Origin of the sequence: Novosphingobium humi, assembly GCF_028607105.1 — a bacterium.
GTDB classification, from domain to species: Bacteria; Pseudomonadota; Alphaproteobacteria; order Sphingomonadales; family Sphingomonadaceae; genus Novosphingobium; species Novosphingobium humi.
The window spans coordinates 643,528-657,368 of the sequence record NZ_CP117418.1 but is presented as its reverse complement, the minus strand read 5'-3'; the positions used below and the strand labels follow the sequence as shown (position 1 = coordinate 657,368).

The window sequence follows — 13,841 nt, the reverse complement described above, 5'->3', positions numbered from 1 at the left end:
TGATCGCGATGCCGCACGCTTTGGGCGGCGTGGTTTAGCGCATTGCGGCAGAATGAAGGGGAGAGGGGAGGAGCCGCCGTAACTCGCTTGGCGACGGAGTCCCTGACCATGACCACCTTTGAACTGCTTACACTGTTGCGCGAAATTGGCGCGGCCATGGCTATCCATCAACCCCAACGGCCGGACAGCAAAGCGCAGCTATGGTCAGAGCTGCAATCGCGTCTTGAAACCGTTCTTGGCCGCTTCGAGGGCGAGCCGCATCCTGCCATCGCGGTTGCGCGAAGTAAGGTGGATGAAACATTGCCTTTTCGGATCGATGCTGACGAACGAATCGTCGAAGAGGCAAAAAATGCGGTCTGGGTCAGGGGCTGGATGCGGGTCGATTCGCAGGACATCGAGGCGAATCTGGCCTTGAGGATCGATAAATTGGGCCGGGCCATCGAAGCTCTTTCGACGATCAGGCAGGCGGTTTTTCTCGCCCATGCTCGCGATGCGTTGCTCTACGATGCCATTGCAGATCGCCTCGGGATTGCCCTTGCCGATGTCCAGCGCGAACTTGCGGCTGCCCTGGCGTTGATCGATGCCGCCGTCAACGAGGACTGAGGGCTGTAAAATGTCCGACAGGTCTCTCCTGCTCGACGCGCATGGCGCGCAATTGGTCAAGGAACTGGGCGGCCTGTGGCAAAACGGGCAGGGGCTCTGCCTGTGCCCCGCGCATGACGACCATAACCCCAGCCTTTCGATCCGGGTCGGCGAACGTGCCTTGCTCTTCAAATGCTTTGCCGGTTGCGACACCGCCAATGTGCTGCGTGCGATCCGACGGATACATTTGCCCTTGCCGGACAGCCGCCTTCCCGAGCCATCCATGAAGGCCAAGCGGGTCGAGGCGACGCCGGGCGTGGTAAAACGGCTATGGGACGGCTCCCTTCCGCTGATCGGAAGCCTGGCGCAGGCCTATCTGTGCAACCGCCTGCTCAGGCCGCCCTGGCATGACCTGCGTTACAATGCGCGCACGCCGCTGGGCCGGGGTAGGGCCGTTGTTTTTCGTCCGGCCATGATCGCAGCTGTAAGGGAGGGCAATCGGATCACGGCGGTTCACCGCACCTTTATCGAGCCTGGAACGGCGTCAAAAGCGAGGGATCTCGCCACCTCTCGGATGATGCTCGGACGTCCCGGTCGCGGCGCGGTTCAGCTTGCACTGGCGGCCTCGTTGCTGGGGCTGGCGGAAGGCATAGAAACCGCGCTCGCGGCCATGCAACTTCATGGCATACCGGTTTGGGCGACGCTTGGCACCGAACGGGCAGGCCATCTATTGCTGCCACAAGGGCTCGATCGCCTCATACTCTTGTTCGACCGCGATGCAGCGGGCCTGGAGGCTGACCGGCAGGCGCGCCTTGCTTACCAGCGCCCGGGTCTGGAAATCGAGAGCTTATGGCCGCCGGCGCCGCACAACGATTGGGCGGAGGTTTTGCTGGCCAGATCTCAGATGGCCTGATGAATGCGATGGGCGCTGCCCTGCACTGGATCATGCAGGGCAGCGCAAGCCATTAGCCGTTGAGGCGGTCCTTGACGGCCTTGGCGGGCGTGAAGCCCAGCTTCTTCGAAGCCTTGATCGTGATAGTCTCGCCGGTCGAGGGATTGCGGCCTTCACGCTCCGGCGTTTCCTTGACCTTGAACTTTCCAAAACCGCTGAGCGCGATCTCGTCGCCATTGGCAGCCGCATCGGCGATCACCCCAAACACGGCATCGACCAGCTTGCGCGCGTCGGCCTTGGTCAGCCCATTGGCCCCGGCGACGGCTTCGGCGAGTTCGGCATTGTTCATTCAAATTCTCCTGCTTTTTTGATTCTGCGGCTTTTTAGCGAGCAGGCTGCCCGGCGTCACTGCGCAAACGTCGCGATCAAAGGGGGAAGGGGGAGGGGCCAGACAGGCGGTTCGATGTCCGGGTCGCCACACCGGAGTTCATGGTATGTCTAAGTCCATCATCTTCCTACCGGCAGCCAATCTTGCCAAATCGCCGGTCAATGTGCGCAAGCGGACCGATCCCCGCGCCGATGCGGAACTGGAAGCCAGCATCGCCAGCCACGGTCTTTTGCAGAATCTGGTGGCTGTGCCAGTCGCGCGCAAGAAGGGGCAATATCGGATCACGGCGGGCGGGCGCCGGCTCGATGCCATTCACCGCCTTATCGAAAAATCCCTGCTTCCAGCCGATTACGAGGTTCCCGTTCAAATCCTGTCCAACGCCAAAGACGGGCGCGAGATCAGCCTTGCTGAAAATTTTGATCGCTTGCAGATGAACCCGGCCGAGGAATGCCGGGCCTTTCGTGATCTGCTCGAAGTCGAGGGCCGCGCCCCGGCCGAGATCGCCAAACGTTTCGGTATCGAAGAGCGCTTCGTCCTTGGGCGCCTGCGTCTCGCCAATCTGGCCGAACCGATCTTTGACGCGCTCGAAGGTGACGAGATCACCCTCGATATTGCCAAGGCCTATGCAACGACCGCCGATACAGGCCGTCAGATCGCCGTCTGGGAACTGCTGCGCAACAGCTATTCGCGCGATAACGTCAATGAAATCAGGCGCTCGCTCAACGGATACAGCTACCGCGCGAGCGATCCCAAGGCGCTGCTGGTGGGCCGGGATGCCTATATCGCCGCCGGCGGGCGCGTCGAGGATGCGGATCTGTTCTCGACCGCCGCCGACGAGCGTTGGATCGATACCCATATCCTTGATGAACTGGCCGAGGCCCGGCTTGCCGCCGAGGCTGAACTGATCCGGCAGCGCGAAGGGATCGGCGAGGTTCGCATCGTTACCGGCCAGCGTATCCCCTATATGGAGACCTATGCGCTCGAGCCGATCACAGGGGTTGCTGCACCGCTGACGGATGAGGAAGAAAACCGCAAGCAGGAGATCGAGCAGGAAATTACCGTGATCGAGCAGCTTTACGAGGACGCGGATTATGAGCCCGAGGCCGACGATGAAGCGCGCTACACCTCGCTTCAGGACGAACTGGCCGCGATCGTCGAGCGGGTTCCGGTGGTTGCCCCCGAGCAGAAGGCCTCCGCGCTGGCCTATATCATGCTCGGCGCCGACGGAACGCCGCATGTGCATCACCAGCTCTATGTTGCGCCGGTTACCGAAGACGAAGGTGATGGCGCCGAGGACGGCAACGAGGACGACGGCGATGAAGAACCGGTCGATGGGACTCAGGATGCTGACACCACCGAGGATGATCGGCCTGCCATCAGCCAGCGCCTGCGCGACATGCTGGCCATGATGAAGACCGAACTGCTGGCCGTCCATGTGGCAAGTGACCCGGCCTTCGCGCTCGATCTGGGCACGTTCATCATGGTGGACCGGGAATGCCGCTATGCGGCCTATGACATTCCGAGTGAGCTTCGGGCATCCGCCGCGCCTCGGCTTCTTGGCGATTTCAAGCCGGAAACATCGGCCGCTGCTGAATGGACCAGACTGGATGAGGCGCTTGATCGTAGCTGGGCCTCGCATAAGGCCATTGAGGAGCGTTATGATGCCTTTTGCGCCCTTGATGAGGAGGCGCGATCCGCCTGGTTCGGTTGGGCCATCGCCCGCACCCTCCATGCTGTTCCCGAGGACCGCCATGGTGCCGGCTTTCTCAATCATCTTGGCCGCAAACTTGGCATTGACGTGGCCGCCTGGTGGCGACCGACGGCGCTCACCTATTTCGACAAGCTGACCAAGCCGGGTATCCTTGCCCTCTTCGAAGAGATCGGCGGCGCAGACCTGCGTGTCCGTTACTCCGGTTCGAAAAAGCATGACCTCGCCGCATCGGCCGAGCGGCTGTTCAGCGGAAATGTCGTGGTCGAACACGATTACCTCAAGCGCGCCCTTGCATGGCTTCCCGACGGCATGCGCTTTGGCCCGGCAGAGGTTGATGGCGAGGCGCTGATGCCTGACGACATGGAGCTGATGGCGGCGCCTGATGAGGCTGCGAGCGCCGACGACGCAGACTTCGAGCAGGCTGCCTGAACACGAGCCGGGGGCAGGATTGATCCTCTGCTCCCGGCTTTAACCCGGTGCTGGACCAAATGACGGTCCAACACCGACATGCTGTCGTGACCTGCTTTCTCACCGATTCTTCGCAAATTTCCGTGCCTGCTTTGAGCCTTGCTCAATCAGGGGCGGATGCCGGTCGGCGCGCCCTGCAGAGGCGGATGAGAACGGTTCTGTGTCTTTTCGAGGTGGCTCATGAATATTCCCCAGCTTGCCCTGTTGCCGGCGACCGATACGGCGTCGCGTCTGTACGGGGCTGCGCAATCTCTAGTTCTACGCTGGCGCGGCGGAGGAACCGTCACGCGCCAGTACCTCAAGCGTCTTATGATCGAAGCCTTTGGCTCTGACGATGCCGATGGTGTCTGGTCCATGCGCGATGCCTATGACGCCCTCGAAGCGGCCCAGGTGCTGATGCTCGCGCAGCCCGATTGCCCGTTGGTTGACCATGCGTCTCCGGCTGAAATCTTCACCAGGCTGACCGCTTTCGAACGCGCCCTGCCGACACAGACCTATCGCTCCGAGCATCAGGTCAAATTTCAGCAATTCAGCACGCCTTTGCGCCTTGCCTGGCTTGCCGCGCTCGCCGGGCAAGCTCGCCCCGATGATATCGGGCTCGAACCATCGGCTGGGACCGGCATGCTGGCCGTCCATATGCTGCGGGTGGGCGCGGAAGTCATGCTCAATGAGTTTGATGGCAGGCGCGCCGATCTTCTTGGCCGCATCCTCGATCAGAAAGTCACCCGCCACGATGGCGAGCATATCGGCGATCTCATCTCGGCCTCACCGCGCCCGACACTTATCCTGATCAACCCGCCCTTCAGCCGCAGCGCCGGACGCGGCGTGGATCAACATGCCGGCGCCCGCCATCTGCGAGCGGCCCTCGCCAGACTTGCGCCGGGCGGGCGGTGCGTGGCGATCATGCCGCCCAATTTCGCAGCCGGCGGGGCGGCTGTGCTGGGCTATGCCACCGTTACCGAAATGGTGCCGCCGCGCGCGGAAATCACCATTTGCGGGCATCCCTATGCCAAACACGGAACGTCCATCGGGGTAAACTTGCTGGTCTTCGACAAAGGCTGGGCCGGCGAGCCCCAGCGTTACGAGGCGGACACGATCGATGATGTGCTTCCTCTTGTACAGGCGATACCGCCCAGATTGGGTTCGGGAAATCCGCTGCCTCCGCCCACGGCGGTGACCATCGCCCGCCCAGCGCCCTCATCGCGTCCGTCACACGCATTTCGTCCATCACCTGCCGCTTTGATCGGCAAGACTCCGTCTCGTCGACTGGTGCCGCCGTCCCGCATCTTAGCAGAAAGTGACCTGCCTGAACCTCTGGTCTATCAGCTCCTCGACGCGCCACTTGCGCCTGGTGAGCCGGTCGGCATCTATTCGCCCTGGCGTCTGGCACGGATTGCGATCCCCGAGGTGGCGTCGCATCCCGACGATCTTGTCGAATCGATCGCCATGGCGTCGATCCCGCCGCCCGCGCCGATGCATCGCCCCTTGCTCCAGCGCCGCGCGATAAGAGCGCTGTCGGATGCTCAACTCGAAACCGTCATCCTTGCAGGCGAGGCATTCTCGCGCGATCTGCCCGGGCGGTTTTTACCCAACAGCGCGGGCGACCGCCTCGAAGAGCGTGCCGATGGCCATATCTATCGCACCGGCTTCTTCATCGGTGACGGCACCGGTGTGGGCAAGGGAAGGGAGGTGGCGGCCTGCATCTTCGACCGTTGGAACCGAGGGTATCGCAAGGCTATCTGGGTGAGTCGCTCAACCGCCCTCTTAGAAGATGCCAGAAGAGACCATTCCGCTCTGGGCGGGCTGCCCATCGATATCCAGCCGATCGACGGTTTTCCGCCTGGAAGCCCGATCACCATGACCAGCGGGATCTTGTTTCTCACCTATGCGGCCCTCCGGTCCGCTCGCCATGACAAGCAATCGCGGCTGCAACAGATTATTGCCTGGGCAGGCGAGGACTTCGAGGGGATCCTGGTTTTCGATGAGGCCCATGAGATGGGCAACGCTGCCGGCACGGATAGTGAGTTTGGTTCTGCGCGCGGCTCCGAGCAAGGGTTGGCCGGTGTTCGCCTGCAAAATGCTTTGCCCCGAGCCTGCGTGCTCTATGCATCAGCTACCGGGGCGACGAAGCCGGAAAATCTGAGCTATGCCTCTCGTCTCGGCCTTTGGGGGCCGGGCACCGCCTTTGCGGATCGCGATCTGTTCCTGTCTTCCATGGAGGAAGGCGGCGTGGCTGCCTTGGAAATCGTGGCTCGCGACCTCAAAGCCATGGGTCTGTACACGGCGCGGGCTCTGAGCTTTGCCGGTGTCGAGTATGAGCCGCTGGTTCATCAGCTCACCTCCGAGCAGATCGCCATTTACGATGCCTTCGCGGACGCATGGGCCATCGTGCATCGGCATCTCGAATCGGTGCTCAAGGCGACAAACATCGTCGATCGCATATCGGGCGCGACCCTCAATTCCCGCGCCAAGGGATCGGCGCTCAGCCGGTTCGAAAGTTCCAAACAGCGGTTTTGGCTGGCTCTTTTGGTGGCCATGAAAATGCCGACGCTGCTGCCCGAGATCGAAAAGGAAATCGCAAAGGGGCAGGTCGCCGTTATCCAGCTGGTGACAACCGCCGAGGCCATTCTCGAGCGGCGGCTTGCCGAACTGCCCGCAGAGGAACGGGCCAACCTGTCTCTCGATGTCTCGCCGCTCGAGATCCTTGTCGAATATCTGCGCCATGCCTTTCCCGTCCGCCAGATGGCGGTGTTCCGCACGAGCGATGGCGCCGACAAGTCCGAACCGATGGTCGATGCTTTGGGCGAGCCTGTGCTTAGCCAGGAAGCACTCGCCGCACGTGAAGAACTGATCGAGCAACTTTGCGCCATGCCGGCGGTGCCCGCCGCGCTCGACACGCTGATCGCCCACTTTGGCACCGACCGCGTTGCCGAAGTCACCGGCCGCTCGCGCCGCCTTGTCGTCAGACCCGATGGTGGGCAGGCCATTGAGAGACGCAGCGCCCGGGCCAATCTTGCTGAAACCAGCCTGTTCATGGATGGTACCAAGCCCATCCTGGTCTTCAGTTCGGCCGGAGGCACTGGACGCTCCTATCACGCGGACCGATCTTGCAAAACGGCGAACAAACGCCGCATCCACTTCCTGCTCGAGCCGGGCTGGCGAGCTGACGTTGCGATCCAGGGACTTGGGCGCAGCCACCGCACCAATCAGACCTTTCCCCCGGTCTTTCGCCCGGTGGTGACCGATTGCAAAGGTGAGCGGCGTGCCATCTCGACGATTGCGCGGCGGCTGGACAGTCTTGGCGCGCTGACCCGCGGGCAGCGCCAGACTGGAGGGCAGGGAATGTTCGATCCATCGGACAATCTGGAAAGTGACCTGGCACGCGAGGCTCTCTCCCAGTGGTACCGGCTACTCCACGGCGGCAAGCTGACCAGTGTCAGACTGGCCGCGTTTCAGGAAATGACCGGTCTTAAACTGGTCGATGATGAAGGCATTCTGCTCGAACGGTTGCCACCGATCCAGCGTTGGCTGAACAGGCTGTTGGCGCTGCGTATCGCGGTTCAGGACGCTATCTTCGAGGAATATATGGGCCTGATCCAGGCCCGGGCCGATGCCGCGCGTGAGGCAGGTACGCTCGATGTCGGCGTCGAGACGATCCGGGCCGAGAGGATCGTCATATTGACCGACCAGTGTTTGCGGACCGATCCGCGCACCGGCGCCGAGACCCGATTGCTCCATCTCGAGTTGCACCTCAAACCTCGGGTGACGAGGTGGACCCGGCTGATGCGGATTTGGGGAAACCGCGAGGGCGTTGCCTTCTTGCGCAATGCGCGGTCGGGACGCGTTGCTCTGGCGGTGCCTTCATGGTCGATCACCGATGAGGAGGGGCGTGTCGTTGCCATGCTATCGCTCGAGCGGCCGACCGGTTCCTCACGCATAAGCGAGGCCGATCTGACCGCGAGCCATTGGGCTTCTATCGAGCCCGATAAATTTGAGACCCTATGGGAAGCGGAGTGTCAGGAGGCCTTGACCCAGGTTGAGATCGAAATCGTCCATGTCGCAACCGGCCTCCTTTTGCCCGTCTGGCACAAATTGCCCAGTGACGATGTCCGGGTATGGCGGATCGATGATGGCGCGAAGGTCACGATTCTTGGTCGCATCATCCATCCCCGCACGCTTGGAAAGCTTCAGGAGGCCTTCGGTCTGGACGGCAGCGCTCTTGCTTTGACACCTGATGAGCTGCTGCGCGGCGCTGAAGCGGTGGAAGGCGTGGCAATCCCCGGGCTGGAAGGAGCCAGACTGGTAACGGCCTTGGTGAACGGCAGCCACCGCCTCGAAATCCGCGACTATCCTCCTGAACGCCGCAACTGGCTCAAGTCCTGCGGCGCGTTCAGCGAGGTTCTTGCCTTCAAGACTAGGCTGTTTTTGCCGCCCAATCAGGTAGTTGAAATCCTCCGGGCGATTGCTTCGGTCCAGTAACGGGACGTGTCGCGGTCATGATTTGCGAACGGGCCTCGATAGAAAGGGGTGAGGGGGAGTGAGGCGGGCGGCAGGAGCGATGGCGTTCCTGTCACCCTGCATCTCAAGGAGACAGTTTCCATGGCGACTCTTGAGCCCATGAGCGACACGTCCGGCGTGTCGGCTCCCTATCGTATCGATGTGTCACGCGGAGGCATGAGCCGCCGGGTATCATCTGAATGGTTCTCACGCCCCGATGATGAGAAATTCCTCTCGCTCTCCGCGCTCCATGACAGCGTGCGCCTGCGGGCTGACCGGGCCTCCACCCGCATCGTCGAAAGCCGTTCGATCCGGGTTGAAGCCAAAAGCGACAATCCCGAACGCCTGATGCTGATGGCGCCGGGTGACGAGCGCCCGATTGCCCCGACCAACTGGTCCTTTGGCCAGATGGCCAGCCTTGTCGGCGCGCCTGCCTCCTATTTGCGCCAGCTTCCGGCTGCCCTTGCCGGGATCAACCTCCAGCATGGCCTCATGACCCATCGCGACGAACAGGTAAAATTGCTGCAGACAGACGGCGGCCGCACTGAACTGCGCGCGGCGACCGGCCCCGATTATGGGCGGATCTGGGACCATGAACTGGTGCAGGCCATCATGGCTTTTGCCGGTGATGGGGTCGGCGATACGCGCTGGAAAGTTCCTGGGACGATCCAATGGTCGAGCATGACCTACAACCCGTTCGTCGATATCACCAGGGAAACGACGACGCTCTATGCCTCGGACCGGGATGTGTTCGTGTTTTTGGTCGATGACACCCATCCTATCGAAGCGGGCAAATTGCCCAATGGCGAGCCGGATCTCTACTTTCGCGGGTTTTACGCCTGGAACAGCGAGGTCGGCTCGAAAACCCTTGGCATCGCGACGTTTTATCTGCGCGGCGTATGTGCCAACCGGTGCCTGTGGGGGCTGGAAAATTTCGAGGAAGTGAACATCCGTCACTCGAAATTCGCCGCCGCCCGGTTCGCCCATCAGGCAGCGCCCGCGCTGGAGCATTTCGCGGATTCCTCGCCGCAGCATTTCATCACCGGCATCAAGGCTGCGCGCGAACGCATCGTTGCCCGCAAGGACGAAGATCGCGAGACGTTTCTGCGCCGAAGGGGGTTCTCCAAAGCCGAGACGGCGAAAGTCATCCAGACCGTACTGGCCGAGGAGGGCCACCCGCCCGAAAGCCTCTATGACTTCGTCCAGGGGATCACGGCGGTTGCGCGTTCCCGTCCGCATCAGGACAGCCGGCTCGAACTTGAAGGCAAGGCGAAGAAGCTGCTCGAACAGGCGCTCTGACCCCGCCGTTCTTCTCCCGCTTTTCCTGCCTTTCGCTTCCCATTCCGGCCTGATGCGCCGGGATGGCCCTTGTCATGATCTGTCATGAAAGGAGGCCGCCATGCGCGCCCATTTGACCATTCCTTTGCAATCCTTCACCGTCGATGTCGCCTTTTTCAGCGACGATGATCCCTTCGCCACCGAAACCTACACGGTTCGGGCCACCACCTGGTTCACCGCGCAATTGCAGGCGCTCGAGCTTTCTGTCGGCAGCGCTTACGATAACGTGCGGATTCCGGGTCTCCGCCGGGCTGCTACCGTTCGGTCGGTCTGATCCGGAAGCTGCGCGCCCTTTCATTCTGGCGCGGTCAGCGCAGCGCCTGGCGTGGCATTTGTCCTTCGCTCTTTCCGGATCGAAGGGCCGATGGTTGTCGATCCCATCGGCTACCGAGCCCGCGCGCGCTGCGCTGCCTGCCTGAGGAATTATCTCCATGGCACAATATACGCTATCCCATCTCGAGACTGCCGCTTGCCTGTGGGAAGCGATCCTCGAATTGCGCGATCGTCCGACCACCGATCCTGACGCAATCGCTCGGGCGCTGGTGATGCGCAAATCCTTCGACGCGCTGGGAACGTCGGCTCTGCGCTATGTTGTGGTCAATTGGGTGGATGCCCTCGAAGCCGCCTGGGCTGCGAGCGAAGACGATTATCCTCTGTCCTTCGATTGGGACTTTGTGCCCCGTTGGATCGTCGAGACGATCGATTGGTCGGACCCTCGAAATCCTGTGATCCGGGAGAAGACCCCCGCGTCAAGTGCTGTGGAAGAGGTTCAGACGCTGGCTGGCCCGGTTGGTTCCACGCCTGCCTGTGCGAGTTACCGCGATCACCTTGCCCTGCTTGCCAGAGCGCGCGCAGCGCTTGAAACGCCCGATGACCTTGATGCCGCAGCCCTTGCCGCCTTGATCGAGGATATCGGGGTTTGTGAAGATGCTTTGAGCCTTTCGTCCCTTCCCTGGCCGATAGACATCCATGCCGCCGCGATTGAGCACAGGCATGGGACCAACCTCCATGTGGCGGTGGATGGCGCGTCCCTTGATGCAGAAATCGCGGCATTCTGCCGCGAATGGTGGAGCGAGATCGGTGACGAGCGCGATTCTGAAGGTCTGGACGACGGCGAGGTCATAGCCGCCTATTTCGACCGGCATCCTTCGGAAAGTTACATCAAGGACCGGGTCCGCCTTGTTCCTGCCTCGCATCTTCAGACCGTTGTGGCAGAGACGATCGAGCAGGGGCGATATTGTGTGCTGTCGACCGCCCATCTGACGGTTCAGACCGCGCGGCTGCTCGATGAATGGGCCGCCTGGCCGCCAACCGAACGGCCGATTGATATAGCCGCCTCCGTCTATGGCTGGTTCGTACCCACCCGGCTTCCGGGTCAGGCCCAGCAGGCCAGATTGCCGGATGACCTGCTGAAACTGATGGCTTTTGGCCGCGAACGTGCTTTTCGGTTTCTGCTGCTCGATTGCGATGGCGATAGCGCCGAAGCTCTGCCGGTTCATGATTGGTAGGTTGTTCCGCTGTAGGGAGGCATACCGACTGATCGGCGTGCCGTTCGATCAAATTGCGCGGCTGGTCGAAGCAGGCGATGCGATTGCGCGCGGCGTCCGCTTATTGATCCGCCGTGCGGGCCGCCGCCTTCTGCGAATGGCCCGCAATACCGCGAACGCACTTTCGTGTGCCGCTCACCATGGTTCCTTGGCTCGTCTTAGGCGGATACTATGGGAACCTCTCCCTGTTCATCCCCGCTGCCTCGGCCTTTGCGCGGCTGCCGCCGCGCCTTCAGGCGCATTCTCTCTTTCATGCCGCCTTGCTCTGCGTCTGGCCCTCTTTTTGGTTTGGATTTGCGCGGAGTTACGGGGTGGCTGCGGCGGTTTGTGGGGCAGGCAGGGTGCCGTGTTGGCGGAGAGCGGTGCGCTTGCGGGCGGACGTGCGGCGCATGGGGAGAGGGCAGGAACCAGAGGAGAGAAGGAGCGGGGATTGTGTCGCCGGAAAATGGATTTCGAGCGACATTCGAAAGGTCAAGACGATGAACATCGGTGAAATTTTCAATCAGAACGGCCGCCTGACGGGCTCGATCGCCACCCGCACGATCGATCTTCCCCGCATCGGGCTGCGCAAGGTGGAGAGCGAGAACGAAAAGGCTCCGGTCTATGAAATTCTCGCGCTCAATGTCGCGCGCCGCTGGGTTCAGGTCGGCGCGCTTTGGGAGGCTGCCTCGAAGCGTACCGGTGAGGTTTTCCTCGCCGGCAATATCGATGATCCCAGCCTGCCCGAGCCGCTGCCGGTCGCGCTCTTTCCGGCCGATCACGGCGGTTACATGGTCGCCTGGCGTCGCGACACCATGCGTTCCGATTTTGGCGGGAGCATGGGCGTGAGCCGCACCAATTATGATGATCGTGGCATGCGTGATCAGGGCGGGTTCGGCGAAAGCACGGCGGGCAGCAACGGCGAACTGACCGAGGCCGGCGGGGCATTCGGCGAGGAAGACCCGTTCTGATCACCCGCTGATCGAAACTCGGTTCGGGCCGGGGAGGTGTCAAAGCCTTCCCGGCCCTTTTTCTTTTCTCCGGATGAGGAGAGAGACCATGTCGCTTCCTTCTTTGCGCGGGCTTGACCCGCTGGTTGATATTGCGACCCTGTGCGATGCCATTATGGCCAGTCCCGCCTTCAGGGATATGTTTGTACCTACGGCCTCTGCCCGGAATGGCCCGGATGACCGATGGATCGGGGTCACCTGCGGCGAGCTTATCGCCGCGATCTATGACCTGCTCGAAGGCACGCCTTTGGCGCCTTTGGCATCCGACATTGCCGGAGCTGTTCTGATCCGCGCGGTTCCTCGCCCGGGTTCACGGCAAACGACTCATTGATCCGGCTTCACCCAAAGGGGCGTGCGCCATCCGGCGTTCACGCCCCTTTTCCTGTTTCATCGAGAAGGGGTTTTCCTCATGGCTCATAGTCAATCTCGAAGCGTCAGTCGCTTCACCGACCTGCCGGCACTTTTCGCCGAAATGACGGCCACGCCTGAGTTCAGGCGCGCCTTTGGCGACCCGATACCGCTTTCGATCATCCAGCCGGGCGATGAACCCGGCGAGCATGACATGCCCGATCCTCTGCATGCGCAAGCCGATTGCGCCGCGATCATCGCCACGATCTTTGATCTGCTGACCGACACCCGTCTTGATGCGCTCGCAGCCGAGATCGCCTGGGGCTTCGTCAACAGCTTTCATTATGTCGCGGGCAAGCTCGAAAAGCAGGAGGACGCGCTGGCCGATGAACTGCGCGAGATGATTCGGCACAGCGACATCTCCGAGGTGTTCAACACCGAACTGGAAGAGAAACAACTCCTTTGCCAGTCGCTCACCGAGCAGCGCGATGCGGTGGAATGCATGCGCGACTATGCCGCTGAAATGTTCCGCGTGCTCTCGGGGCGGCCATGGTCAGCGGCGCGAGGATCGCGGGTTTCGAAAGTCAGCACCGCGACGCAGGTGGCGATCAAGGATTTCCTGAGGGCGCGGGAACTGGCGGATCGCGAGCGCTATCGTCCCCGTGGGCCGATTGTCGTCGCGTCGGGGCATGCCGAATGGCACGACTGGCAACCGATCTGGGACCGGTTGGACAAAGTCCTCGAACGCATCCCGCATATGACACTGGTAACGACAGCCCAGCGGCGCGGCTTCGATGCCATCGTTGCGTCCTGGGCGGGCAGCCGCGAGGTGCAGCTCGTAACCTATTCCCTGACGGGTTCGGGACGCGGCGCGCCTTTTCTGCGGAACCGCAAGCTGGTCGATCTGCAACCGGTTGAAGCGGTGCTGGGCGAGGGATCGGGCATTCAGGCCAATCTCTATCAGGCGCTGCGCAAAGCAGGCGTCCCGATCCATGCCTTCCGTAAGGCCGATCAGGCGCCGGTCGAAACAATCATCCCACCGCAGCGGCGGAAGGTGCGCCAACCGGCCTGATCCGCGCGA

Annotated in this window: 11 protein-coding genes; 10 read left to right on the top strand and 1 reads right to left on the bottom strand. The window is 61.9% G+C overall.

Features of this window, described 5'->3' with window-relative positions; genetic code table 11:
* The first annotated feature begins 108 nt into the window (after positions 1–108).
* Entirely contained in the window at positions 109–603 is a 495-nt protein-coding gene (locus PQ457_RS18805) for a sigma factor-like helix-turn-helix DNA-binding protein (RefSeq protein WP_273620380.1), read from the top strand.
* A gap of 10 nt (positions 604–613) precedes the next feature.
* Positions 614–1,495: a DUF7146 domain-containing protein gene (locus PQ457_RS18800; protein WP_273620379.1), complete on the top strand. Its 882-nt coding sequence runs from the start codon at positions 614–616 to the stop codon at positions 1,493–1,495.
* A gap of 52 nt (positions 1,496–1,547) precedes the next feature.
* Here PQ457_RS18800 and PQ457_RS18795 read toward each other — a convergent pair whose 3' ends face one another.
* A complete protein-coding gene (locus PQ457_RS18795; RefSeq protein ID WP_168605536.1) occupies positions 1,548–1,823 on the bottom strand; it encodes an HU family DNA-binding protein in 276 nt (91 codons plus the stop codon).
* Between the two features lie 145 nt (positions 1,824–1,968).
* On the opposite strand from PQ457_RS18795, the gene PQ457_RS18790 reads away from it, so the two are divergent.
* From PQ457_RS18790 to PQ457_RS18755, 8 genes are all read left to right on the top strand, one after another.
* A complete protein-coding gene (locus tag PQ457_RS18790) occupies positions 1,969–4,002 on the top strand; it encodes a ParB/RepB/Spo0J family partition protein (RefSeq protein ID WP_273620378.1) in 2,034 nt (677 codons plus the stop codon).
* Positions 4,003–4,221: 219 nt separating this feature from the next.
* On the top strand, positions 4,222–8,520 hold the full coding sequence (locus PQ457_RS18785; RefSeq protein WP_273620377.1) for a strawberry notch-like NTP hydrolase domain-containing protein: 4,299 nt from the start codon (positions 4,222–4,224) through the stop codon (positions 8,518–8,520).
* A gap of 120 nt (positions 8,521–8,640) precedes the next feature.
* Positions 8,641–9,837, top strand: a complete 1,197-nt coding sequence (locus PQ457_RS18780; protein WP_273620376.1) for a DUF932 domain-containing protein — start codon at positions 8,641–8,643, stop codon at positions 9,835–9,837.
* 100 nt (positions 9,838–9,937) lie between these two features.
* The gene (locus PQ457_RS18775) at positions 9,938–10,150 is read left to right on the top strand and encodes a hypothetical protein (RefSeq protein ID WP_273620375.1); all 213 of its coding nucleotides are present in this window, start codon (positions 9,938–9,940) and stop codon (positions 10,148–10,150) included.
* 157 nt (positions 10,151–10,307) lie between these two features.
* Positions 10,308–11,384 (top strand): DUF5983 family protein, encoded by a 1,077-nt coding sequence (locus tag PQ457_RS18770; RefSeq protein WP_273620374.1) that lies wholly within the window; start codon positions 10,308–10,310, stop codon positions 11,382–11,384.
* Positions 11,385–11,902: 518 nt separating this feature from the next.
* The gene (locus tag PQ457_RS18765) at positions 11,903–12,373 is read left to right on the top strand and encodes a DUF736 domain-containing protein (RefSeq protein WP_273620373.1); all 471 of its coding nucleotides are present in this window, start codon (positions 11,903–11,905) and stop codon (positions 12,371–12,373) included.
* 88 nt (positions 12,374–12,461) lie between these two features.
* On the top strand, positions 12,462–12,743 hold the full coding sequence (locus tag PQ457_RS18760) for a hypothetical protein (protein ID WP_273620372.1): 282 nt from the start codon (positions 12,462–12,464) through the stop codon (positions 12,741–12,743).
* A gap of 78 nt (positions 12,744–12,821) precedes the next feature.
* Entirely contained in the window at positions 12,822–13,832 is a 1,011-nt protein-coding gene (locus PQ457_RS18755; RefSeq protein WP_273620371.1) for a DUF2493 domain-containing protein, read from the top strand.
* The last annotated feature ends 9 nt before the right edge of the window (positions 13,833–13,841 follow it).